Annotated in this window: 19 protein-coding genes and 1 pseudogene; 3 read left to right on the top strand and 17 right to left on the bottom strand. The window is 44.3% G+C overall.

The genetic code is table 11. The features are described 5' to 3' along the window. Positions 1 to 531: 531 nt before the first annotated feature. Together MOJ78_RS02195 and pruA are read right to left on the bottom strand one after the other, a co-directional pair. The gene (locus tag MOJ78_RS02195; protein ID WP_304979594.1) at positions 532 to 1,158 is read right to left on the bottom strand and encodes a hypothetical protein; all 627 of its coding nucleotides are present in this window, start codon (positions 1,156 to 1,158) and stop codon (positions 532 to 534) included. Positions 1,159 to 1,389: 231 nt separating this feature from the next. Further along, the gene (pruA, locus tag MOJ78_RS02190) at positions 1,390 to 2,937 is read right to left on the bottom strand and encodes an L-glutamate gamma-semialdehyde dehydrogenase (RefSeq protein ID WP_304979593.1); all 1,548 of its coding nucleotides are present in this window, start codon (positions 2,935 to 2,937) and stop codon (positions 1,390 to 1,392) included. 913 nt (positions 2,938 to 3,850) lie between these two features. Here pruA and MOJ78_RS02185 point away from each other — a divergent pair. Continuing rightward, positions 3,851 to 5,186: pseudogene (locus tag MOJ78_RS02185) on the top strand (IS3 family transposase). A gap of 70 nt (positions 5,187 to 5,256) precedes the next feature. Here MOJ78_RS02185 and MOJ78_RS02180 read toward each other — a convergent pair. The 7 genes from MOJ78_RS02180 to MOJ78_RS02150 form a co-directional block, all read right to left on the bottom strand. Next, a complete protein-coding gene (locus MOJ78_RS02180) occupies positions 5,257 to 6,456 on the bottom strand; it encodes a CamS family sex pheromone protein (RefSeq protein WP_304979592.1) in 1,200 nt (399 codons plus the stop codon). A gap of 18 nt (positions 6,457 to 6,474) precedes the next feature. After that, the gene (ligA, locus tag MOJ78_RS02175) at positions 6,475 to 8,481 is read right to left on the bottom strand and encodes an NAD-dependent DNA ligase LigA (protein WP_304979591.1); all 2,007 of its coding nucleotides are present in this window, start codon (positions 8,479 to 8,481) and stop codon (positions 6,475 to 6,477) included. 161 nt (positions 8,482 to 8,642) lie between these two features. Then, positions 8,643 to 10,874: a DNA helicase PcrA gene (gene pcrA / locus MOJ78_RS02170; RefSeq protein WP_304979590.1), complete on the bottom strand. Its 2,232-nt coding sequence runs from the start codon at positions 10,872 to 10,874 to the stop codon at positions 8,643 to 8,645. Between the two features lie 67 nt (positions 10,875 to 10,941). After that, positions 10,942 to 11,628 carry a heptaprenylglyceryl phosphate synthase gene (locus tag MOJ78_RS02165; protein WP_304979589.1) on the bottom strand — a complete coding sequence of 229 codons (687 nt, stop codon included), beginning with the start codon at positions 11,626 to 11,628 and terminating at the stop codon, positions 10,942 to 10,944. A 496-nt stretch (positions 11,629 to 12,124) separates the two neighbouring features. Then, a complete protein-coding gene (locus MOJ78_RS02160) occupies positions 12,125 to 12,418 on the bottom strand; it encodes a YerC/YecD family TrpR-related protein (RefSeq protein WP_304979588.1) in 294 nt (97 codons plus the stop codon). 25 nt (positions 12,419 to 12,443) lie between these two features. Next, positions 12,444 to 13,493 carry a DUF3048 domain-containing protein gene (locus MOJ78_RS02155; RefSeq protein ID WP_370529799.1) on the bottom strand — a complete coding sequence of 350 codons (1,050 nt, stop codon included), beginning with the start codon at positions 13,491 to 13,493 and terminating at the stop codon, positions 12,444 to 12,446. Between the two features lie 409 nt (positions 13,494 to 13,902). Then, positions 13,903 to 15,627, bottom strand: coding sequence for an adenine deaminase C-terminal domain-containing protein (locus MOJ78_RS02150; RefSeq protein ID WP_304979586.1), 1,725 nt, complete (start codon positions 15,625 to 15,627; stop codon positions 13,903 to 13,905). Between the two features lie 184 nt (positions 15,628 to 15,811). Here MOJ78_RS02150 and MOJ78_RS02145 point away from each other — a divergent pair, with 184 nt between their 5' ends. Both MOJ78_RS02145 and MOJ78_RS20850 read left to right on the top strand, forming a co-directional pair. After that, complete coding sequence (locus MOJ78_RS02145; protein WP_304979585.1) at positions 15,812 to 16,075, top strand: YgaP family membrane protein; 264 nt, start codon at positions 15,812 to 15,814, stop codon at positions 16,073 to 16,075. A 196-nt stretch (positions 16,076 to 16,271) separates the two neighbouring features. After that, positions 16,272 to 16,391: an EYxxD motif small membrane protein gene (locus MOJ78_RS20850; protein WP_370529798.1), complete on the top strand. Its 120-nt coding sequence runs from the start codon at positions 16,272 to 16,274 to the stop codon at positions 16,389 to 16,391. On the opposite strand, the gene purD is transcribed toward MOJ78_RS20850, so the two are convergent. The 8 genes from purD to purS all read right to left on the bottom strand — a co-directional run bounded on the left by purD (position 16,369) and on the right by purS (position 25,828). Then, the gene (gene purD / locus MOJ78_RS02140) at positions 16,369 to 17,637 is read right to left on the bottom strand and encodes a phosphoribosylamine--glycine ligase (RefSeq protein ID WP_304979584.1); all 1,269 of its coding nucleotides are present in this window, start codon (positions 17,635 to 17,637) and stop codon (positions 16,369 to 16,371) included. The two genes, MOJ78_RS20850 and purD, sit on opposite strands and share 23 nt — an antisense overlap. Before the next feature lie 190 nt (positions 17,638 to 17,827). Further along, entirely contained in the window at positions 17,828 to 19,363 is a 1,536-nt protein-coding gene (gene purH, locus MOJ78_RS02135) for a bifunctional phosphoribosylaminoimidazolecarboxamide formyltransferase/IMP cyclohydrolase (RefSeq protein ID WP_304979583.1), read from the bottom strand. Positions 19,364 to 19,381: 18 nt separating this feature from the next. After that, entirely contained in the window at positions 19,382 to 19,966 is a 585-nt protein-coding gene (gene purN / locus MOJ78_RS02130) for a phosphoribosylglycinamide formyltransferase (protein ID WP_304979582.1), read from the bottom strand. Next, positions 19,963 to 21,003: a phosphoribosylformylglycinamidine cyclo-ligase gene (gene purM, locus MOJ78_RS02125; protein WP_304979581.1), complete on the bottom strand. Its 1,041-nt coding sequence runs from the start codon at positions 21,001 to 21,003 to the stop codon at positions 19,963 to 19,965. Before purM ends, purN begins: the two co-directional genes overlap by 4 nt. A 278-nt stretch (positions 21,004 to 21,281) precedes the next feature. Next, positions 21,282 to 22,706 carry an amidophosphoribosyltransferase gene (purF, locus tag MOJ78_RS02120; RefSeq protein ID WP_304979580.1) on the bottom strand — a complete coding sequence of 475 codons (1,425 nt, stop codon included), beginning with the start codon at positions 22,704 to 22,706 and terminating at the stop codon, positions 21,282 to 21,284. After that, the gene (gene purL, locus MOJ78_RS02115) at positions 22,682 to 24,910 is read right to left on the bottom strand and encodes a phosphoribosylformylglycinamidine synthase subunit PurL (protein ID WP_304979579.1); all 2,229 of its coding nucleotides are present in this window, start codon (positions 24,908 to 24,910) and stop codon (positions 22,682 to 22,684) included. Before purL ends, purF begins: the two co-directional genes overlap by 25 nt. Then, positions 24,894 to 25,577 carry a phosphoribosylformylglycinamidine synthase subunit PurQ gene (purQ, locus tag MOJ78_RS02110; RefSeq protein ID WP_304979578.1) on the bottom strand — a complete coding sequence of 228 codons (684 nt, stop codon included), beginning with the start codon at positions 25,575 to 25,577 and terminating at the stop codon, positions 24,894 to 24,896. The genes purL and purQ overlap by 17 nt, the downstream gene beginning before the upstream one ends. Continuing rightward, positions 25,574 to 25,828, bottom strand: a complete 255-nt coding sequence (purS, locus tag MOJ78_RS02105; RefSeq protein ID WP_304979577.1) for a phosphoribosylformylglycinamidine synthase subunit PurS — start codon at positions 25,826 to 25,828, stop codon at positions 25,574 to 25,576. Before purS ends, purQ begins: the two co-directional genes overlap by 4 nt. Positions 25,829 to 25,997 lie beyond the last annotated feature (169 nt).

Below are 25,997 nucleotides of genomic sequence, written 5' to 3'. Positions count from 1 at the left end.
CTTCCACGCGAACACCCCCTTAATGTATTTATACAATCAATATGCAATACCAATTTCATATGGTATATAACCAATATCCGAAAATACTGACACCACTAAAAACGATAACATAATATAATAGTTTGAACATTTAAAAAATAATAATACCATAAGGAATATGTATTTTTATACATTATTTTTGGGAATGTAAGCCTTTTCCTAACAATAAAGTAATAACTATTCATTAAAATTTATGAAGATAAATTTAAGGATTATTTTACCATTTTTCCTGTTCAATTTGCTTATTAATTCGTATTTTCCCCTATACATACTGATATCATGCATATTAAGAGGGAGAAAGAACGATTGGGTAAAATTTACTATTTATTCCTTTTTTGATTTAGATAGTTCTGATACTTTCGACAAATGATACGTTTTTTAAAAGACTACTTGTGAGTATTTAACCACTTCAAAAAAATTGGGTATGGATACATTTTTACCTCTTGCATCTCAAGGATACTAATTTGCTCCACACCCCGTTATCTCGACTTATTAAATTGACTTCATGCGTTTAACGAATGCATAAACCATTATTCCAATAGCGAATACCGCTCCACCAATGCCAAACATTGAAAAATTCATATCCTTTGTATCTTCCATAGAATCTTTTGATTTCGCGTTATCCTCAACGGGAGTGTCTGTCGTATTGGCAGGTGCTTCTTTTTCAGACGGTTGTTTTAAAAATTTTTCATAATAATCCTTTTTATATTCAATAGAGTGCTCCACAATACCTTTTTTTGTTCGGATCATTCCGTTAGGACCACCAACTGGAATCAGAAAGTCTGTATGTTCGCTCTCTTCAAGGAAAAGCAGAAATTCTCCACCCCGCTCTTGATGATCCTTAACCCAGCCAGTGTCAAATGGATCAATCCCAGCAACTATGTCGCCCTCTATCTCTCCTCTAAAAACCTGATTTACCTTAAATGTATAACCACTAAAAATGAAATCACCCGGCTTCGGTTCACCTGTAAAATCGTAAACACCTGTTACGATGACATCTGCTCTTTTCTCGACTTCCTCCGGCTCTACATCCACCCAGCTGGTAGCCAAAACGGTTGTATAAGACCATAAACATAGACAAATTGTAGTTAAAAGTAATGGAAACATGATTTTTTTCAAGAAAATTCCCCCACGTTGTTTAATTCATTAGACGGAAGCCACTTATCATCCGTTTCAAGAATGATGGGCGGAGTCAAGATACTATGAAATCCGGAAGTTTACTGCGGAACAACGATTTTACTGCAAAAAAGACATTACGAAATACAGATATGCTTACTACGAAACCTCGAAAGATTGAAAAAACCACCTACTGCTCGCGGCGGTAGGTGGTTTCTGTATATATGGTGATTCTTATAGTTCTTCTGATGTTGTTTTTGGTTGCATGTGCTGGATGAGGTAATCTGGTCCGCCTGCTTTTGAGTCGGTTCCGGACATGTTGAATCCTCCGAATGGGTGGTATCCAACGATTGCACCAGTACATCCGCGGTTAAAGTAAAGGTTACCAACTTGGTAGTCTTCCTTCGCACGTGCAATATGGTCACGGTTGTTTGTAAGAAGAGCTCCTGTAAGACCGTATTCAGTGTTGTTAGCAATTTCAAGCATGTGATCGAAGTCACGAGCTTTACTGAACCCAACAACTGGACCGAAGATTTCTTCCTGCATAAGGCGAGCTTTTGGATCAAGATCCGCAAACATTGTTGGTTGGATGAAGTAGCCTTTAGAATCGTCTCCTTCACCACCTGCAACCAAGCGTCCTTCTTCTTTACCGATTTCGATGTAGCTCATGATCTTGTCATAAGCACCTTGATCGATAACAGGACCCATATACGTGTTGTGGTCAGTTGGCTCACCAATGTTCAGCTCTGTTGTGATTTTAACAGCCTTTTCAAGAACTTCATCATAAACATCCTGATGGACTACTGCACGGGAACCTGCGGAACATTTTTGTCCAGCAAATCCGTATGCAGAGAATACGATGGATTGAGCAGCGACATCCAAGTCAGCATCTTTGTCGACGAGGACTGTATCTTTTCCGCCCATTTCAACGATAACACGCTTCAACCATTTCTGGCCGTCTTGGATTTTGGCTGCGCGTTCCCAAATGCGCGTTCCAATATCACGTGAACCTGTGAAGCTGATGAAACGAGTACGTGGGTGGTCAACAAGATAATCCCCGACTTCTGAACCGCTTCCTGGTAAGAAGTTCATTACGCCTGCTGGGACACCAGCTTGTAGCATGATGTCTGCAAACCATGCTGCAATAACAGGTGTTGCACTAGCTGGCTTTAAAATAACTGTATTTCCGGAAACGATTGGCGCAACTGTTGTTCCTGCCATGATCGCAAACGGGAAGTTCCATGGTGAAATTGTAATGCCTACACCAAGTGGAATGTAGTTGTATTGGTTATGCTCGTTCGGACGGCTTTGGATTGCCTTGCCTTCTTTGATTTCAATCATTTGGCGTCCATAATACTCTAGGAAGTCGATCGCTTCCGCTGTATCAGCATCCGCTTCCTTCCAAGGCTTACCGGCTTCTTTTACCATTAAAGCCGAGAATTCATGCTTACGGCGGCGAATTTCTGCAGCAGCACGGAATAAAATATTGGCACGTTCTACTGGATCAACCTTGCGCCAGGTGTCAAATGCTTTGTCCGCAGCTTGCATCGCCTTTTCAGCGAGTTCTTGGTTCGCTTTGGAAACACGACCGATGACCTCTTTTTTGTTGGCTGGATTGATTGAGACGATCTTCTCTTCGGTGGAAATATACTCACCGTTGATGATCAGGTCATAGTCTTTACCTAATTCTTTCTCAACTTTTTTCAAAGCTTCTTCAAAAGCTTCACGATTTTCCTTAATGGAAAAATCAGTAAATGGCTCGTGTTTGTATGGTACTACCATAAGATGAACCCTCCTAATTCCCAATAGAGTAGTAATGAAAACGCATACATATTCGTTTTCATCACACTCATTCTACATGAAGATTTAGCTGCTTTCAATCATTCTACAATAGTCAGAATATTGTATTGAAAAAAGGTTTGATTTTGGCTAGTTTTGTTGCATTATCAAGGGTTTCCTTTACTAGTTTCAAAGGATTAATCGGATGGATTTACACCTGTAAATCTTCCTATCGAGAACAACTGCCAAGCCGGATCATAATGCGAAAATTGTAAGCGGACTATAGTCTGTATGCACCCGAGTTATGACGGAATTTCTATGGGGGATATTGTCATTCGATGGACAAAGATTGCTGTTACGGTTTGATTTTGGCACCGGTATCCCGATCATTCGATAAATTCAAAGGAGTATCTCTAGTAAACTGCAACTCACTTGCGATGTAGAGGTAATTGAGTGTAATTATTGAGGAATCATGTCTGTTTTTTATCTAAAATCCTTCTGCTGAGTGCCAATTTTAATGGAAAACCCTAATTTTGTGTGAGTTGAGATGACATTTTGGCATTTTTATGGTGTTAAGCCCTTCAAAAGACGTTAATTGATGTCAAGGAATTCAATATTTAAGCCCGAATCAAATTATTTCGGCCACGAATCGAATTAATTCGGCCACGGAATCCGATTTTTCGGCCGCGAATTGAATTAATTCGGCCACAGAACGTAATATTTCGGCCACGCATAGTATAAAGGTCCTGAATAATCATTGCAATCGTACTAAAAATTTGATTTTCGTTGTAAAACAAAAAAAGGAAGTGCCTCCTGAATAAACTGTACCCTGTAGAGTAGACACATTAAAAAAAGGTCTACTCTGCAGGGTCTTTTTGTGTACAATTAGAGTGAAAAATGGGATGGGAGAACACACATGAGTAAAAAATGCTTCACAAAAAAAGAGATCGAACTATTATCAAAAAATCCTTATGTTAAGTCCGTTACTTCAAAAGCCATCACCTATACTGATGAATTCAAGCAGCTGTTTATTGTTCAAAAGGAACGTGGGAAATTCTCTAGAGAGATTTTTGAAGAGTACGGGTTTGATACAGAGATTATTGGAACTAGACGTATTAAATGTTCTGCTGAAAGGTGGGGGAAAGCCTATCGTAAAAATGGAGCACTGGGACTTCAGGATGCAAGAAGAGGACAATCAGGAAGACCAAGGAAAAGAGAACTTTCCAATGAAGAAAAATATGCAAGGTTAGAGGCGGAAAATAATTTATTGAAAGCAGAGAACGAATTGCTAAAAAAGATAAAGTTCGCCGAAAGGGGGCTAAAGAAAAAGAACTGATCTTATCAGCTGATCAGAAGTTCGTCCTCATTCGATACATCATTGAGAAATATAAGTTAAAAAACATGATCACTTACCTTTGTAAATCTGCAGGCGTATCTCGTCAAGGCTACTATAACTATTTTTCAGCGAAACAAGTAAAGCGAAGAAGGGAAAAAGAGAAAAAGGATGAAGTTGTCCGGGATGTTATTCTCAAAGCCTTTCACTTTAAGAACCGTAAAAAAGGAGCCCGCCAAATTAAAATGATACTGGCAGGTCAATTTAATATTGTCTATAACCTTAAAAGAATCGGGAGAGTCATGAACAAGTATGGCATTGTATGTCCTATCCGGAGAGCGAATCCTTACAAGCGTATTATGAAAGCCACCCAGGAGCACAAAGTCGTTTCGAACCAGCTTAACAGAGAGTTCAAACAGGAAGTACCTTATAAGGTGCTGCTTACAGACATCACATATCTCTACTTCGGGAAAGGGAAAGGGCTTATTTATCAACCATTATAGATGCCTCTACCAATGAAGTATTGGCCCATAATGTTTCGGATCGAATTACGCTCGACATCGCTATGGACACGCTTAAGAAGTTAAAGAAGAATAGGAAGGTTAAACTGGCTAAAGGAGCCTACATCCATTCTGATCAAGGGAGTCATTATACCAGCCCTGTATATCAAAAGTTGGTGAAGAAACATCGACTGGGCCAGTCCATGTCCAGAAGGGGGAATTGTTGGGACAACGCCCCACAGGAATCCTTTTTTGGTCATTTCAAAGATTTAGCTGAAATAAAATCCTGTAAAACACTGAAAGATCTTAAACGGGAAGTAAAAACTGCCATTAAATACTACAACTCCTATAGATACCAATGGAATATGAAAAAGATGACCCCCGTTCAATACAGAGATCATCTTCTTAACGCAGCCTAGCCTTTTTTAAAATTGTCCTTTACAAGGGGTACAGATTAGAACGGAGCCACCCCCTGATTTTACAAATCAATTAATAAATATGAACCATCGAGTCTTCCTTGGTCGGGTCTGAGATGATCAGACTTTCAATTTTATCAATCGAGGACTTGATGTTTACTTCGACGGTCTCGTCTGGATAGTATTGCTTCACAAGGTAGTTTACATATTGCGTAAATGAGATGACCTCTGCTTTTCCTTTGAATTGCATTGGAATTTCGATCGTCATTTTCGCAATCTTATCGTTTCGGTACAATGCTTTTCCGATGACCCCGATGTAGTTCGGGAAGTACTCTGTAATTTCCGCTTGGAACTGGGTGAACACAGCATGATCCTCTCTGTGATCCTCCTCTGCCCGATCCGATGGGAAAAAGTAATAGTCTTCGTTCACCTTTTCCCAATCAACGGAAGTTTGCCCAGCTTTAACGACTGACGTGGCAAAGTAGTTCCCTGGTACGACCGCACCATGCTCCTCTTCCATGAACAATCCAACAACAATCGGTACATCCTGTAGCTCAGGGTGTTGCCGCAGCCGATTTACAACTTCCTGACCGGTCTTATAGGCAAATTCCTTCACCTTGCTGTTATCAAGGTTCTTTTCTCCTCTATGAAGCAACCCTTGCTTATCCGTTACCGTGTAATAATACGTTGAGTTAAACGAAAGAGCGATTGAGATTCCACCGAGCTTTACGCTGTTGTCTCCGCTATCCTTCAAGTAGTTCTGCTCGACAATATAGGAGAGCATTTTCGGGTTGTTCTTCAGCATTTCTTTCCTTTTATCAACATCAGCGTTCTTATATGCTTTTTCATTTATGGCGGGGTTCAGCCCTTTTTGCAGAAACGCTGAACTGGATTCTCCGTCCTTTTCGCTAGATCGACCAAGCCAGTTGCGAATGGTGTCCTTTTGAATGTATTGCCCTTCCTGGAAGTAATAATCATCTATTGAAAACGTGTCCTTTGATAAACGCATCAGGCCGGTTACGACTTCATCGACATCGATCCGGTTATCGACTCCATAACTAATTTCACCACGGGCAACCCCTGGTTCATAGTTTTTTAATGATTTATAGTAATCCTCTTGAGAATTGACATTCGGAATTGGTATTGCTTTTTCATTTTTATTTTCACTACTATCTTCCTTCTCAACCTCGTTCCGCTTCAGATTGTCTAACGGAAGACAACCAGACAACAGGATCAGCGATGAACAAACAATGGCTAATAGCTTTTTATACATCCCCTTAACGCACACTCCTTAAGTTTCTAGCTCTGCAACAAATGCGTCTTCAGTCCAGACTTCGATTCCCAGCTTTTCCGCTTTCGTAAGCTTTGATCCCGCATCTTCACCAACAATCAACAGGTCTGTGCTTTTGCTCACACTCCCTGTTACTTTTCCGCCGAGTCGTTCAATTTCGGCTTTCGCTTCATTACGAGACAGTTGCTGCAACTTACCAGTCAACACGATCGTCTTTCCATTAAACGGAGAGTCGACATCTTCCACTTCACTACGTTTCAACCCTTTATATTCCATGTTCACACCCACTTCACGAAGGTGCTTCACGAGCTGTTCAACTTCTGGTTTTTCAAAATAGAGAACGACGGAATCCGCCATCTTCTCACCGATTTCATTGATCGCCGTTAAGTCCCCAGATTCTGCGTTCTGCAATCGTTCTATCGTTTCAAAGTTCTCAGCTAGGGTACGCGCTGCTTTTGAGCCTACGTGACGAATGCCGAGACCGAATAAAAGACGTTCCAACGAATTCTGTTTCGAGGCTTCGATTGCACTCAAAAGATTATCAACAGACTTTTCACCCATTCGCTCGAGCTTCAACAGCTCATTTCGGTCGAGCTCATAAATGTCCGCTACATCCTGAATCAGGTTTTCGTTAAAAAGCTGCGTGATCACTTTTTCACCGAGCCCATCAATATTCATCGCGTTTCTGGACACAAAATGAATCAAGCCTTCGCGAATTTGAGCCGGGCATTTCGGGTTAATACAGCGTAACGCCACCTCGTCTTCAATCCGTACGAGTTCACTGCCACATTCTGGGCAATTTTCAGGCATGCTAAAATCCTGCTCATCCCCTGTGCGCTTTTCTTCGATCACATTGACTACTTCTGGGATAATATCTCCAGCCTTTTTAATCACAACATAGTCGCCGATCTTGAGGTCTCTTTCACGAATGAGATCTTCATTATGAAGCGAGGCACGCTTCACCGTTGTTCCAGCGACCTGCACGGCTTTTAAAAGGGCTGTAGGTGTTACGACTCCGGTGCGTCCGACACTCAATTCGATTCCCTCAAGCTGTGTGATGACCTCTTCGGCCGGAAACTTGGAGGCGATGGCCCAGCGCGGACTTTTCACCGTCGTTCCAAGTTCATCCTGTTGATCTAATGAATCAACTTTTATGACGATTCCGTCGATTTCATAGTTCAGATCTGGGCGTCTTTCAACCCAGCCGTTCACGTATTCGATCACTTCTTCAATCGAGGTACAGCGTTTCCACTCTTGGTTTGTTTTAAAACCAAGCTCGCTCATGTAGTTGAGGCTTTCACTATGAGAATCGATGCTGCGACCTTCGTACTGCCCTGCTCCATAGACAAAAATATCAAGGTTACGACTCGCAGCTATTTTCGGATCAAGCTGGCGGAGCGAGCCTGCTGCTGCGTTACGAGGGTTCGCAAACTGCTCGACACCCTCTTCTTCCCGATCTGCGTTCAACTTTTCAAAAGAGGCTTTCGGCATAAACGCTTCGCCTCGTACCTCGAGCGTCGCATTTTCTTTTAGCCGTAATGGGATGGAGCGAATTGTCTTTAAATTATTCGTTATGTTTTCACCGATTCTACCGTCACCGCGGGTTGCACCACGAACAAATCGGCCCTCCTCATATAAAAGGGAAACCGCAAGACCATCGATTTTCAACTCACAGACATAATGAACATCACCGCCGACACCTTGGCGAACCCGACGGTCGAAATCACGAAGATCCTGATCATCGAACGCATTGCCGAGACTGAGCATCGGTGTGCGGTGCTCAACCTTTTCAAAGCCTTCGAGCGGTTCTCCGCCAACACGCTGCGTCGGAGAGTCTTCCGTCCTTAAGTGTGGGTACTCTTGTTCAAGCTTAATCAGCTCATGCAGCTTTTGATCGTATTCTGCATCAGGCACGGACGGTTTATCGAGTACATGATATTGATAATTGTACTGGTTCAATAATGTCTTCAGTTCTTCGATTTGGGTCTTAACTTGCTCCTCGCTCATCAGCTTTACCTCTTTTCTTACTTACATTTTAGTACGAGTTCAAAAAGGAGGATCAAAACAGCCGCCAAAAATGAAGTTCGACTAAACCCATCACGTCCTGTGATAACGTCGAACTGACTGCACATCCTGTGAGCCTCCGGTCTTTTTAAACAACCTCTCTTTTAAGCTTTTTCAATCGGGGCGAACTTCGCCAACAACCGTTTGATGCCAGTCGGTTGTGGAAAGGCGATATCAAGCTCTAGCGAGTCACCCTCGCCTTTTGTGCTGACAACAGTTCCGACGCCCCATTTCCCGTGCTTCGCTTTATCTCCAACACGCCAATCCAGTGTTTCACTACCCGGTTTTGCAGGGGTAATTCTGTGTGAAGTTCGACGTTGTTGTGGGCTCGTTGGGTTCCCTGCCCCTGATGTTTTCATCCATGGCACGGTTTTTTGTTCTTCACTAAGTGATTCCACAAGCTCATCTGGAATCTCATTAATGAATCGTGATGGTGCGTTCGTATTTGTTTTACCATATAATGTTCGCATTCTTGCATTCGTCAAATAAAGCTCTTCCTCCGCTCGCGTGATTCCAACGTATGCGAGGCGGCGTTCCTCTTCCATTTCATCCTCTTCAAAAAGGGAGCGACTGTGCGGAAAGATTCCCTCTTCAAGCCCCATTAGAAAGACGACAGGAAATTCAAGCCCTTTTGCGGAATGGAGCGTCATCAATACGACACCGTCTTTTTTCTTGTTTTCCTCTTCATCCTCATCCATCTTATCGATATCTGCAACCAATGCGAGGTCGGTCAAAAAGGCGACGAGGCTCTTATCGTCATTACGTTTTTCAAATTCCTGTGTAACGGTTAAAAATTCATCTAGGTTTTCGAGACGGCTCTGTGCTTCAATCGATTTTTCATTTTTCAACATATCCTTATAGCCGGTCTTATCGAGAACCTCCTCGGTAAGCTCAGTCACAGAAAGGTATTCCTGCATTTTCGCCCAGTTCATGAGCAGGTTCCGGAATTCAGATAGTGAGTTGACAAACCGGGCACTTAATCCAATTTGTTCAATCTCACCAATGGCATCCATTAACGACAGGTCATGATCTGCGGCGTACTGGACAATTTTATCTAAAGTAGAGGCGCCAATTCCTCGCCTTGGAACGTTGATTATCCGACTTAAGCTAATATCGTCATCCGGGTTCGCAATCAAGCGAAGATACGCGAGAATGTCCTTGATCTCTTTACGGTCATAGAACTTTGTGCCTCCAACGATCGTGTACGTAATGTTCGATTTGACGAGCGCTTCCTCCATGACACGAGACTGGGCGTTCGTTCGGTAAAGAATTGCAATTTGAGACGGCTTTCGGGAACCGCTTTGGATCATATCCTTGATTTTTCCGACGACAAAATAGCTTTCTGAATGCTCATTATCACCCTGATAGTAATGGATGTTCTGTCCGTCGGTATTTTCTGTCCAAAGGTTCTTCGGCTTGCGGCCTGTGTTGTTCTGAATCACTTCATTTGCCGCCTGAAGAATCCGTTTTGTGGAACGATAATTTTGCTCAAGTAAAATCACTTCAGCGTCAGAATAGTCTTGTTCAAACGATAGAATATTTGCGATATCTGCACCACGCCATTTGTAGATGGACTGGTCCGAATCCCCGACAACACAGAGGTTGCGGAATCGATCGGCTAACAGATTGACGAGCACGTATTGAGCTCGGTTCGTATCTTGGTACTCATCGACATGAATGTATTGAAATTTTCGCTGGTAATGTTCAAGAACTTCCGGCACCCGCTCAAACAACTTGATCGTCGACATGATCAGGTCATCAAAATCGAGTGCATGGTTTTTACGAAGCTGTTTTTCGTAAATCTCGTACACATCGGCTGCAACCTCTTCAAATAAACCAGAAGCTGTTTTTTGAAACTGGGCGGCTGTTTTCAATTCGTTTTTGGCTGAGCTGATGATTCCAAGTATGCTTCTCGGATCGAATTTTTTCGTGTCGAGGTTCAAATCCTTCAGCGCCTGTTTAATTACTGATAGTTGGTCCGTGGCATCAAGAATCGTGAAGTTCCGGTTGATTCCAATCCTGTCCGAATCCCGACGTAAAATCCTTACACACATTGAGTGGAACGTTGAAATCCAAATGTTATCTGCAGCAGGACCGGTAATTGCTGCTACTCTTGATTGCATTTCTCTTGAGGCCTTGTTCGTAAAAGTGATCGCAAGGATGTTCCACGGGGCAACTCCTTTTTCGACGAGAAGATAGGCAATCCTGTGTGTTAGAACGCGAGTCTTCCCACTTCCGGCACCGGCCATGATCAAGAGTGGTCCTTCCGTATGTTTGACGGCCTTTTTCTGTTCGGGGTTCAATCCGTTCATTAATCGATCTACAATTTGTTGCATGTTTCCACCACCTAAGCAAACGTATGTTCTTGTGTTGAGTCTATCTTAATTTGTCCCAAAAAACAATCTAACCTTTTACGACACGGACGGTGCGAATTGCGGCGTTCAGATCCTCGTAGATAACGTTTCCGACGACGATCGTATCTGCGAATTGCGCCATTTCACGTGCTTGCGTATCGTCTTTAATTCCACCACCGTAGAAGAAGTGGGTTTTATCTAAGACTGTGCTGATGTCCTTCACAATCTCCACATCCCCATATGTACCGCTGTATTCCAGGTAAAAGATCGGCAGTCGAAACATATGCTCCGACATTCTGGCATAGGCAAGAATATCCTCATTATCAAGATTTGTATCGGCCTCGGAAATCTGGGCTGCCTTCGATTCCTTGTTGACGATGCAATAGCCCTCCGCGACAAGCTCGTTCCAGTTGATCAGCTCACCGTATTCCTTGATTGCTTCATGATGAAGTCCGACTATCCAATCCGGGTTCGTGCTGTTCAAGACACTTGGCACAAAGTAATAGTCAAATCCCGGTGTAATCGATTCCGTATTCGAAACCTCAAGTACACACGGAACGGTATACTTTCGAATTCTCGAAAGTAAGTCAATTGTATTTTCTAAGGTCACACCATCACTTCCTCCAACGATGACGGCATCTGTCCCTGACTCGCAAATCGCTTCAAGCATCTCTGGTGTGATCTCTTTATTCGGGTCAAGCTTGAATACATGCTTCCATTCTCTATATTCAAACATGGTAATCCTCCTAATTAACACTTCCTTTATGGATTATAACAGAAATGGCAGGCGGTAAAAACAAACTCCCGACTATCCCTATGAGAAAAATTGATGGAACATTCTGGGGAGCAGGTTGGAATCAATTCAAGATAGAAAGTTATTCGATGCTAAAATCAGATAACTGCTGCAATAAAAACGACAGGGATAAGTCCTATTTTCGGATAAAAACACATCAATAGAGAGCAATTAAGGTGGAAAAATCCATTTATAGAAGAATTGGGGCGCCATTTGGGGGGATTTCATTTACTTCTCCTTAACCTCAAACGTTAAATCAATCACAGAATATGATATTTCGGCCACGGATTGGATTAATTCGGCCACGAAATCTTATATTTCGGCCACGCATAGTAAAAAGGTCATTGATCTGCGTCAGACAGCGCGTTTCAATCTTTTCACCAATTAAAAAAACGCCCAGCAGCCATCTCTGGCTGTGGGCGTTTCGTCATTTGGGTAATTACTCTTTATGAACGCGGTCTAATGTCATTTGATAGCTATCGTTTCCATAGTTCAAGCAGCGCTTCACTCGTGAAATCGTAGCCGTGCTTGCACCTGTTTCATCTTCAATTTTATGATACGTAAAGCCTTCCTGAAGCATTCGGGCAACCTCTAAACGCTGGGCAAGAGATTGTATTTCGTTGATCGTAGCGAGGTCATCAAAAAACTGGTAGCATTCTTCGCGATCTTTCAACGATAATATTGCGTCAAATAGTTGATCCAGTGTTCTTCCTCTTAGCTTATCGATTTGCATCGTTTTCCCTCCTCTTCAATTGCGATTAATTATATTTAACATCCTGATCAATTGCAGGGACTATATTTATCCACGTTTTACCTGGCGCAAAAGCAGCTTTCTTTCCTTCTGCAGCAGGAACAATGCGTCCGTTTTCATTGACCCATTTGACCACCTGAACTTTTCCTTGCTGGAATAACAAAGCCTTCCCGCCGCTTTCGAGGTCAACTCGTCGACGACCGGCACTATCGATCACCTGATGAGTCGCTTCTGCGATGAATATATTGGATAATTCAATCGGTATCTCTGTTTCACGATCGATCGTTTGTATATCGTCGGAAAATCGGATGTACATTCCTTTTTCAGGCTGATATTTATATTGTACCTCATAATACTTACCATACGTAATCGTGATCGTATTCGCAGGGTCACCTTCGACCGCTTTCACTTCTTCCTCTGTTAAAAAAGGCAGTGAAGGAATCTCCTGCTTAAGCTCATACTTCTGTTTCTTCGATTCTTTTATAATATTTTCATAAGTTATATAGGAATTATGCGGAGCCCGTCGAAACGATGCACGCTTAAACAGAGTTCCATCATAATAAAGACCATTCAATGAATCAATATTGCCCCCGACGAGCATATTCTTTGCTGAAGGACTCCAGCCGTGATGAACATAAATTGCATCAAACCCATTGCTTAGACGAATATAGTAGTCACGTGCACTACGGACTGGACCGATGATTTCAGGCTTTTCACTTTGAAATAAGGCAAGGAATCTCGTAATCCGGCCTTCTGCAAGTACTTCGTAAACGACATCGGCTTTATGCAAACCAGATTGAGGTCGAGCCTTTGGAGCGTTGTTGACCATTACTCCGACAACACGGTCATTCAATGCATCATTCGTTCCCTTTCCTGTCAGCGGGAACGTGTAAGCAAATTCAGGCTCCTTAGGTGCTTCATCTTCTTCTTTCGGTACTTCCGTTTTTGGCTCATCCGAATCGGGCTTATCAATGTCTTTCGTCGTTTCCTTCGGCCCACAAGCAGCAAGCATAAGAAATAGCGCTATGATAACTGTAACAAACAACCCTTTTTTCATATTGTTTACACCCCTAGTTTCCCTAAAATTCATGTTGTAACTTCCCCTCAAACAACCCTATGATACAATTCCATAAATCTATAACCAAATAGTCAACGAAGAGGAACAACCTGCGCCAGCGGTTACTCGGCGCAAAACCCCAATGAAGTTATGCAAGTACTAATTCTTGTAACAACGTCGAACTGACTCACATCCTGTGAGCCCAAGGCACGACAGTTTTGAGGAAGGCTACTAACTTATAAGACATCTTAGTTGCCTTGCACCGAGAATGCTTTCTTCGATAGCAACGAGCGGTACTTTCACATAAGCTACGAGTTGTACCGAGGAAGCTTATATCCTGGAATAAACTTGTAGACGCAGGTACATGGGCTCTTGGTTGCCTTTTTGAACTTCCTCTCTCTTTTATAGTTTAACGCATTACGACAGGAAACAATACCTCATTTTTCATCACATCCACCATTCCGCTTGGTGTAATTCGAATATATGGAAGATGGGTTGACGAGAAAAATAGAAGACTATAAATTGGATCGACGAATGCATATCCTCTTTCCTTTAACGACGAGACCAGATGGGACTGTTGTTTCATAATCTCTTCCATCGGTTCAATAGACGATCCGCCGTTTAGTGTTAACGGAACCTCACAAACAATCTCACCGCTTTCAACGAGAACGATACCCCCACCAAGCTCTTTCATACGTTCAAATGCAGTTATCATATCCTTCTTTCGTTTTCCGATAAGAATAATGTCACCGCTGTTGGAATACGAACTTACAAATCCTGATACTCCTGTTGCAAAGCCTTTTAACATCGTGTTGACGTGCCAGGATCCATTTTTATCGATGAGCGAGAAAAAGCATTCATCGTGTTGGGCTGATAGCTCTTCCCCTGTATTGTCGAGCTCTGATCGGTACGGTTTCGTAATAACCGCGTTTACCATATTGATTCCGACCGGTGAAGTCACGTGCAAATCCTTTACAGAAAGATTCCAGTCGATATCATACGGCTTAATATCAAACCGGTCCCAATCGAACGTTTCTTCAGGTTCATCGCTAATCCAAATTCCTTTTGAGAGAACAGCGGTCGGTGTTGGATTCGACTGGTCTTCGAGGATATTCAGGTTCGCCAGCCTGCCTGGTGCAATCATTCCGTATAAGTGGTCCATTCCGTAATGCCGAGCCACATTGTAGGAAGCCATCGCATAAGCGTCCTCGATCGGCACACCTTTTTCAATGGCGATCCGAATCATTGCATCAGTGACTCCATCCTTATAAAAGTTCGGGGTTGACCCGTCAGACGTCATCAATACACGCTCGAAGTTCCGAACACCAAGACTCAGCATCTCCTCAAGAATTTCCGGAAGATCCGGTCGAATCGACGAGTAACGAAGGGAGGTTGTGTAGCCGAGCGTCATTCTCCTAACAGCTTCTTCCCCGGTCATCGCTTCATGGTCGCAATCGATTCCGAGAACCGCCATTTTCGTCAGAGTCCGTTCCGATGCTCCTGGTAAATGCCCTTCCACTTTCAATCCTCTACGTTTTGTCTCCTGCATCCAGTGGAGTGTTTGATCATCACCCTTTAATACGGCCGGCCAGCTCGTTAATTCACCGCCCTGAACGACATATGGATGATTGAGGAAAGAGTTGAACATTTCGTCTGAAAACACTTCAGACTCGTTTTGCAGTTTGGTCTGGGAATCGTATCGGCACCACCAGAAGAAGCTATACGGCAGTTGATTGATTTCCGTCATGAACGAAAGCGCTTTCTCATTCGACAATGGCAAAAGCATTAAATTGTCATTCACAAAGGTCATCGTTCCCCGTTTTGCTGAATAACGCGCAAAGGTATGGGGATTATATAACTGAAAAGGATGAGCATGTGGTTCTATGTAACCCGGGACAACGAATTGATTCTCGCAATCCACGAATTCGCATCCTTCATTGTTCCGGGGCATTTTACTGCCGACATATACGATGCGATCCTCGTAGATCCAAATATTCGCCGTCAACCATTGTTTTAAACCATGATTCAAATATGTAGCGTTTTTCAGGACAAGAGTAGGAGCTGCATCACCTTGAATGACCTGCAGGTGTGTGCGGAGCTGTTGCTTTGTCCAATGTGTGATGTGTTGTGTCATTTCGTCACCCCAAGTACGTTGCGTCTTTTTGTTTCATATTACCATAATCCGATTTATACCAACAGCAAAGAAACCTTGGTCCCTAAAGGCCCTTGCCAAGCTTTGGCGAAGGCTGAGCCTTAATTGTACTAGAAAGTATGTTTAGAATTTCTAAACGTGGAACAAATAAAAGGAGGAGATTATTATGAAGTCAAACATCGGTACTGTAAATGCATTGATCCGAATTACTATTGGACTGACAATGGTCGCTTGGTCTGCAGCACGTCTCGGCCGCCGACCCAATAGTCAAGGAAATCTGTTCTGGATGGTTTGTGGTGCAATGAAGGTAGGCGAAGGGATCACAAAATACTGCCCTGTTACAGAATTGTACGAACGCGGACAAAAATTGAATGACATGGATATTGCATCGTTAACACAAGAGGGTTCACCGATTAATCCATCAACTTAAGTTAAAAAGGTGAAAAAATATGGAAAATCGTATTTTAAGAGCATCTGTAGCAGTCTCGACTTGGCATTTCACCAGGGATTATGCAATTCACTTCGAAGGTCGGGATTTTGCCGTATAAATCGGAGTTTTTCGATTCGGTTTAACGTAAAAAAGGGGATGATCAGCGTCAGCCCCTTAACCATTTTAATAAAAGGTGATGTTTTTCATGAATGTAATTTTGGATTATGCAACTCATATTTTTTTCGTTCTTGCGTTAATTATTGGTAGTATCGTTGCGCTTTACTATTTTTCTGTTAAGAAGAAAGCGCCGAAATAGCACGATGCGCAATATCGTTTCGGTAAAAGCTGTCTTCACAGCCTATTTTGGATATTTCCTCATAAACCTTCGTTCGGGCGCCCTCAAGCGTCTTTCCTTTTGAGGCTAAAAGAAGGATCCGTCCCCCGTCTGTCACGAGGTTTCCACCGTTTTCTTTAACCCCAGCTTGAATGAGAAGTGTTTCCGCAGAGAGTGTTTCAAGCCCCTCGATTGCAAAACCTTTTTGATACGATTCCGGATAGCCGCCAGATGCCAATACAACCCCGACATAGCATGCGTCATCCCATTCGAGTTCAATGGATTCCTCTGCCAATAGGCTTATCATCACTTCATATAGATCGTTTTTGAGCCGAGGTAAAACAACTTGTGTTTCCGGGTCCCCGAAACGTGCATTAAATTCAATCACTTTCGGACCTTGCTCGGTAAGCATTAACCCTGCATATAAAACGCCAGTAAAAGGTGATCCTTCTTTTACAAGTGCTTCGGCCATTGGTCGTAATACGGTCTCGATTGCCTTTTCGACAGTCTCATCGGAAATGTGTGGTACCGGTGAGTAGGCGCCCATCCCTCCAGTATTCGGACCGACGTCACCCTCGTAAGCCCGTTTATGATCTTGAGAAATGACCATCGGTAAGACCGTTGTACCATTGACGAATGCCATCAGCGAAAATTCTTCTCCTTGTAAATACTCTTCGATGACAACTTTCGTACTCGCTGCTCCAAACTTCGAATCGAGCATCATGCTTTGGAGTGCAGATTCCGCTTCTCCCTTCGTCATTGCAACAACGACGCCTTTTCCGGCCGCTAGTCCGTCCGCTTTAATGACAATGGGTGCACCTTTTTTACGTAGGTAAGCGTTTGCCTCTTCATAATTGGTAAAAGAAGCTGATTCTGCCGTTGGGATTTGGTGCTTTTTCATAAGGTCGTTTGCATAAGACTTACTTCCTTCAATGAGTGCTGCGTTGCGGTTCGGTCCAAAAACGCGAAGACCTTCCTCTTGAAAGCGATCAACGAGACCATCGAGCAAGGGTTGTTCTGGACCTACAATCGTCAAATCGATTTTTTCTTTTTTTGCAAAATCGATAAGCTGTTCATGGGCAGATTCGTCAATTGGCACGCAGCTTGCTACATCCGTCATACCGGCATTGCCTGGTGCGACATAAACATTCTCCACTTTTTCGCTTTGTTCGATTTTCCAAGCGATTGCATGCTCTCGTCCACCTTTTCCGACTATAAGTACGTTCATTGAATAAAAACCTCCCGAATTAGGTATAGATAAATTCGATTTCAATAGTGTGCGAGTTTTGCTCATCTACTCATTAATAGAACGATTCATGCTCTTTCTTGACCCTGAACCGCAGTTTATGCACATGAAGGGCACGACTGGACCTCTACGTTGCCCTCAACGTGCCCTTGGCAATGAGATACTACCTCTTTTAATGTTTGAAGTGGCGAATGCCTGTTAAAACCATCGCGATTCCGTATTCGTCCGCTTTATCGATTGATTCTTGGTCGCGTATTGATCCACCAGGCTGGATGATCGCTGTTACACCTGCTTTAGCAGCAGCCTCGACTGTGTCATTCATCGGGAAAAATGCATCGGATGCAAGGGCAGACCCTTCGATTTGATCCCCAGCTTGTTCGATGGCGATTTTCGCAGCACCGACCCGGTTCATTTGTCCAGCACCAACGCCGATCGTACGATTTTCCTTAGCGAGAATGATGGCATTCGATTTGACATGCTTTACGATTTTCCATGCAAGCTTAAGGTCAGCCCACTCTTTCTCTGTCGGTTCACGCTTTGTTGCTATCTTTAAGTCAGCTTGGTCGAATCCGAATCGATCCTCTTGTTGAACAAGTGCTCCACCTGAAACAGTGCGAATCCGACTTGAGGCTTGATCAGAGTTTGCAACGATTGGAACCTCTAAGAGACGCAGGTTTTTCTTTTCTTTTAAAATCGCTAACGCTTCTTCCGTATATGATGGTGCGATAATGATCTCAAGGAAAATTTCTCGCATTTTCTGAGCCGTTTCCGCATCGACCGCTTGATTCGTCGCAACGATCCCGCCAAATATCGAAACAGGATCCGCTTTATAGGCTTGGTCGTAAGCTTCACTCAACACGTTGCCAACACCGACACCACATGGATTCGTATGCTTTACGGCCACAACAGCTGGTTCCGAAAATTCGCGGATCATCTCTAATGCGGCATCTGCATCATTAATATTGTTGTACGATAGTTCTTTTCCGTGCAATTGAACGGCCTTAGCAATTGAAGAAGACGCGCCGATCGGTTCCTCATAAAAAGCTGCCTGTTGATGAGGGTTCTCCCCGTATCGGAGCGCTTGCTTTTTCGTATAGGTAGCCGTATAGGATTCAGGGTATTCCTCGCCGACCGACTCCGTTAAGTATTGTGCGATCAGTGCATCGTATGCGGCTGTATGACGGAACACCTTTGCCGCGAGACGCTTACGTGTTTCAAGCTCGACAGCGCCATTTAGCTTCAACTCGCCAAGGATCAACCCATAATCAGCAGGATCGGTTGCTACGGTAACATACTTGTGGTTTTTGGCAGCAGCGCGCAGCATGCTCGGGCCGCCAATATCAATGTTCTCGATTGCTTCCTCATAGCTGACGTCTAAGCGCGAGATCGTCTCCTTGAACGGATAAAGGTTCACGACGACGAGATCGATCATTTCAATTCCATGTTCACGCATTTGGGATAGGTGAGATTCATTGTCCCGCATTGCTAATAGACCGCCATGGATCATCGGGTGCAACGTTTTGACACGTCCATCCATAATTTCAGGGAATCCAGTTACGTCTGAAATTCCCGTAACATTCAGCCCCTCGTCTTCAATCGTCTTTTTCGTACCGCCTGTTGATACGATTTCGACTCCTTGTTCGATTAGCCCCTCGACAAACGGGATCAATCCTTGCTTGTTCGAAACACTGATGAGTGCACGCTTCATAGTTCGACTCGCCCCTTCCTATATGTTGTGTGTTACTTTGGATTGAATGAGTTTCTGAATCACTTGTGGGTAAAGTTCATGTTCAACCTTGTGAATCCGTTGCTCAAGGTCTTCCTTCGTATCCGATTCATAAATTGGAACGGTTTTTTGCTCGATAATCGGTCCAGTGTCCATTCCTCTATCGACAAAATGGACAGTCACCCCGGTCTCGCTTACACCTGAATCGAGAGCTTGTCCGATTGCATCCTTACCCGGAAAAGCAGGTAACATCGACGGATGGAGGTTGATGATTTTTCCTTCTAGCTCTGAAAGCAGCGTTTCGCCGATCAATCTCATATATCCAGCTAAAACCACCAGTTGAACCTCAGCTTGCTTTAGCTCTTCTAAAATGAGTGATTCAAACGCTTGCTTACTCGGGAATTCCTTTGGATAAAACGCAAAGGTCGGGATGTTCTTCTTCTCAGCACGTTCGATGACCGCGGCACCGGGCTTGTCGCAAACAAGGAGAGCCACATTCGCATGTAGGGCACCGTTGTCGATTGCGTCAAGAATCGCTTGAAAGTTCGTTCCAGAACCTGATGCAAAGACAGCGATCTTCGTCATTCCACTGTTCCTCCGCCAAATGTGATCCCTTCGCCTTCCTTTACTCGGCCGATAGTATACGCTTTCTCTCCACTATCCTCAAGAGAACGAATCACGTCGACGACCAGTTCATTTTTGACCGCAAGAACCATACCGATCCCCATGTTGAACGTCCCAAGCATATCCTTCATCGAAAGGTCGCCTGCCGTTTGGATGATCGAGAAAATTGCCGGAATCGGCCAGGACCCGAAGTCGATGTCAGCCGATAGACCTTCAGGAAGCATACGAGGAATATTTTCGTTAAAACCGCCGCCTGTAATATGAGCGATTCCAGAAACCTCGTATGATTTTAAAACATTGAGCACTGGTTTCACATAGATTTTCGTCGGGGTTAACACCTCTTCACCGAGCGGTTTATCAAGCTGTTCAAACGTTTGACCGAACGCATAGTCCGCCTGTTCAAAAAGCACTTTTCGCACTAGAGAATAGCCGTTGCTGTGAATACCGCTTGATGCGATTCCGATCAACGCATCGCCTTCTTGGACGTTTTCCGGATTGATCAGCTTGGATTTCTCTGCAATACCGACTGTAAAACCAGCGAGATCGTAATCCTTCGCGTCGTACATCCCTGGCATTTCAGCGGTTTCCCCACCGATCAATGCTGCTCCAGCCTGCTTACACCCGTCAGCAATCCCTTTGACGATCTGCTCTACTTTTTCAGGCTCAAGCTTTCCGCAGGCAATGTAATCTAAAAAGTAAAGCGGCTCAGCCCCTTGCGCCACAATGTCGTTCACGCACATAGCAACCGCGTCGATACCGATCGTGTCATGTTTATCCATCTGGATCGCAAGCATCAGCTTCGTCCCGACGCCATCAGTTCCGGAAACGAGGACAGGCTCTTTTACATTGATCTTTGACAGGTCAAACATCCCGCCGAATGCACCGATTCCTCCGAGTACCTCTGGACGCATCGTTTCCTTTACGTGCTTTTTCATTCGGTTGACCGCTTCGTACCCCGCCTCAACATCGACTCCTGCACTTTTGTATGCTTGTGCCATTCGAACCCCTCCTTTGATTAAAAATTCGGACGTTTTTTATTGAAATGATGATTTACGAGTCGTAAATCGATTCGATTGAACATTTTTTGTTTATTTCTGAAGATGATATCGGAAAAGACCGAGGCTAATTCCCGAAATACATGTCTAACTCTAAAAATACATGTCTAACTCCCGAAATACGTGTCTAACTTCGAAAATACATGTCTAACTCCCGAAATACGTGTCTAACTCCCAGTAAAGCTCATTCGGATGATTTACGGACGTAAATCGACCTCTCTTTATTTATAAACGAGTTCTTTTTCATGTGGTAAAACGGTATCTGGGTAGATTTCCGTCGGATATTTTCCTGTAAAGCAACCGAGGCATTGTCCACAGTTCTGCTCATTCGGATTTCTGCCGATGGACCCCATCATGCCATCGATGCTCAAGTATTCAAGCGAATCGGCTCCGATAATCTCACGGATTTCCTCGACTGATCGATTCGATGCGATCAATTCATCCTTGGAAGAAATGTCGATTCCGTAAAAACAAGGATGTGCAATCGGCGGTGAGCTGATTCGGACATGGACCTCTTTCGCACCAGCATCACGCAGCATTTGTACGATTCGGCGGCTTGTTGTTCCACGTACGATCGAATCATCGACCATCACGACACGCTTACCTTCCACAATCCCGCGTACTGGAGAAAGCTTCATTTTCACACCTTGCTCCCGTAACGCTTGAGACGGCTGGATGAACGTGCGTCCGACATAACGGTTTTTGATCAATCCGAGCTCGTATGGAATTCCCGCTGCTTCTGCATACCCGATCGCAGCAGAAATACTCGAATCTGGCACACCTGTCACAACATCCGCTTCAACATATGCTTCATCTGCAAGACGTTTCCCAAGATTTTTACGAGCGGCATGAATATTGATCTCATCGATGCTGCTGTCAGGCCTCGAAAAATAAATGTACTCCATGCTGCACATCGCTCGATTCGTCGACGTCGTGAACGAATCACTTTCGATCCCTGAATCGTCGATGATCAGCAGTTCGCCAGGCTCAACGTCACGAATGAATTCAGCACCGATAACATCGAATGCACATGTTTCAGAAGCGATCACGTACGCGTCACCGATTTTACCGATAGAAAGCGGTCGCATTCCATTCGGGTCAAGTGCTGCCATAATTCCATTTTCCGTCATGATCACAAACGCGTAAGCACCTTTGATCATCGTCAGTGCATTTTTCACCTGGTCACGGAGATCGATGAAACCACTGCGCTTAATGAGATGGGCGAGCACTTCGGTATCGGATGTCGTTTGAAAAATACTTCCCTGTGCCTCCAGCTGATGCTTAAGCCCGTTCGCGTTGACAAGATTTCCGTTATGAGCGAGTGCAAGACCACCACGCTGGGATTGAAAGACGAGCGGTTGAACATTCGCATGCTCATTACCCCCAGCAGTTGAATATCTGACGTGGCCAATTGCGGATTCTCCTGTCAAAGTCGATAATTCACCCTGGTTAAAAACCTCTGTAACAAGGCCATTCGATTTATGAAAACGAACCTGTTCCCCGTCTGTTACCGCTATTCCAGCACCTTCTTGCCCGCGATGCTGAAGACTGTGCAATCCGTAATAAGTGAGCTGAGCAGCTTCGGGATGACCCCAAACTGCAAAAACACCACATTCTTCGTTTAAACCTTTGATGTCAGCAAGCATGGAATAGCTCCTTTCCAGGCTGTTTCTAGCTCCTCGTGAGAAGCTGAAACGAGCTCTTTCCCTTCTGAAGTTTCGATTCGTAATACCGGCCGGTCGAGAACGACACCGATTGCCGTTGCTTCTTCTACAAATCTTTCAAATTCCTCAACGTTTTCTGGGTTCACCGAAACGAGGAATCGTGATTGCGATTCACTGAACAAGGCAGCCAATTCGTCTCCTGAAACGGTAAATGAAGCACCAAGTTTTGTATCGATCATGCTTTCTGCTGCCGCTACTGCTAATCCTCCTTCTGCAATGTCATGCGCCGACTGGACGACACCCGCTTGAATCGCTTTTAAAAGCTGAGACTGGTAAGCTAGCTCTTTTTCCAAGTCAAGCTCTGGAGCTTTACCCGAAATCGACCCCTCAAGCAGCTTCTGTAATTCACTTCCGGAAAATTCCGGCTTCGTTTCACCGATCATATAGATGACGTCTCCCGCTTCTTTAAACGATTGTGTTGTCACGTGGTCGATGTCATGCACCAAGCCAACCATTCCGACAACCGGTGTTGGGTAAACCGCTTCACCGTTCGTTTCGTTGTAAAGGGAAACATTTCCGCTGATGACTGGTGTTGAGAGCGTACGACACGCATCGCTCATCCCTTCGACTGCCTTCTCCAACTGCCAGAAGATTTCAGGTTTTTCAGGATTCCCAAAGTTCAAACAATCCGTGATCGCTAGTGGTTCACCACCTGAACATACGATGTTACGTGCTGCTTCCGCTACAGCGATTTTTCCGCCGACCTCCGGATCGAGATATAAATAGCGGGAATTACAGTCTGTCGTCATCGCAAGTGCTTTACGCGTACCACGGATTCGCACAACAGCTGCATCCGAGCCAGGGGAAACGACCGTGCTCGTTCTTACCATATGGTCATACTGATCGAACACCCATGATTTGCTTGCAATCGTAGGCTGGGCTAGTAATTTCAGCAATGTATCCTTGTAATCTACTACATTCGGAACATAGGAAGCTTGTTGCTGGAATTGTTCATAATAGGCCGGAACAGTACTCGGCTTATTGTAAACCGGTGCTTCTTCTGCTAAAGCATCAACCGGCACATTTGAAACGACTTCACCTTTATGAGTAAGACGGAGCACTTTCTCTTCAATAACTTCACCAATCGTAATGGCATCAAGACCCCACTTTTCAACAATCGCTTCGATTTCGTTTTCTCGACCTTTTTCAACGACGATCAACATCCGTTCCTGTGATTCAGAAAGCATCATTTCATATGGTGTCATGTTCGTTTCACGCTGTGGCACGAGGTCAAGGTTCATCTCGATTCCGGTGCCAGATTTACTTGCCATCTCACTTGAGGATGACGTCAATCCTGCCGCTCCCATATCTTGAATTCCGACAAGTGCATCACATTGAACAAGCTCAAGGCACGCTTCAAGTAAAAGCTTTTCCATGAACGGATCACCGACCTGAACCGCTGGACGCTTTTCATCAGACGCATCGTTCAATTCTTCGGATGCGAAGGTCGCGCCATGGATACCGTCACGACCCGTACGGGCACCGACATACATGACCGAGTTCCCGATCCCTTTCGCCTGGCCCTTCTGGATGTCTTTATGTTCGATCAAGCCGACACACATCGCATTAACGAGCGGGTTTCCATCATATGATTTGTCGAACTGGACTTCACCGCCGACTGTCGGGATCCCGATGCAGTTTCCATAGCCTGCGATTCCGGCGACAACCTCTTCGAACAAGTACTTCACTCGATCCGAAGTCAGCTCACCGAAACGAAGTGAATTCAATAAGGCAACGGGACGCGCACCCATTGAAAATACATCACGAATGATCCCGCCGACACCTGTTGCAGCACCTTGATACGGCTCGATTGCCGAAGGATGGTTGTGGCTTTCGATTTTAAAAACGACGGCCTGTTCATCACCGATGTCTACGATTCCAGCGCCTTCACCAGGTCCTTGAAGGACACACGGACCATCGACAGGAAACTTCCGAAGGACAGGCTTGGAATTTTTATAGCTGCAATGCTCTGACCACATGACTGAAAACAACCCTGTTTCCGTATAGTTCGGAAGACGACCGAGAATCGATTCGACCATCGCGAATTCTTCATCGTTCAAACCCATTTCTTGATACAGCTTCTGTTCTTTAATTAATTGCTCTGTAGGTTCATGAGGATACAACATGTGCTTCCCTCCAGCTTTTGACGATCGATTTAAAAAGTTTAAGTCCATCCGCACTTCCGAGTAACGCATCAACAGCACGTTCCGGGTGAGGCATCATCCCTAATACGTTACCTCTCTCATTTGTAATACCCGCAATCTGGTGACTTGAGCCATTCAGGTTTTGCTTGTAACGGAATGCGACTTGATTGTTTTCTAGCAGCTTTTCATACGTTGCTTCATCGCAATAATAGTTTCCTTCACCATGTGCCACCGGTACTGAGATGACCTCACCGATTTCATACGCACTCGTGAACATCGAATCCTTATTTTCAACGACAAGATCCACGTGGCGACAGATGAACTTAAGTTTTTCGTTCCGTTGCATCGCACCCGGTAACAATCCTGCTTCGAGCAAAATCTGAAATCCGTTACAAACTCCGAGAATCGGTTTCCCTTGTTTATTAGCTTCATAGATTGAGTCCATGATGTTGGAAAAACGAGCGATTGAACCGCTTCGTAAATAATCTCCGTAAGAAAATCCGCCTGGAATCAGAATCCCATCAAATCCGCTTAAATCGGAATCGTTGTGCCACACATATTCGACTCCTTCACCAAGCTCATCCTTGATCGCGTGATACATATCTACGTCACAGTTCGATCCTGGAAAAACGACGACTGCAAATTTCACTGGGAGACGACCTCCTCGATTTGATACGTAAAATCTTCGATGACCGTGTTCGCCAACAGTTTTTCGCAAATTTCACGAACCTGCTGCTCGATATCTCCGTCTTCTTTTTTGATCGTCAGCTCGATATATTTTCCGATTCGAACATCTTCAACGGATTGATAAGACAGGCGGTGGAGTGAGTCTTTAACCGCTCCCCCCTGTGGATCCAACACGCTTTCCTTTAATGTGACAAACACTTTTACGTTATACATAATCGATATGTCCTCCCCGAAATAATCGTTTTTTTGTAAAGGCTGTTTTCGTTAGCCGCCTCAATCTCGCGCCAGCTTGGTTCTTTTTTCAAATCCCGGTCAAATGTGTTCCGTTTCGAGTGAAAAAATCGATTTCCACATCAAATCTTCCAATTGTCGCGTCAACATC

The organism is Alkalihalobacillus sp. AL-G (assembly GCF_030643805.1).
GTDB lineage: Bacteria > Bacillota > Bacilli > Bacillales > Fictibacillaceae > Pseudalkalibacillus.
This window is presented reverse-complemented; position numbering and strand designations above follow the sequence as displayed.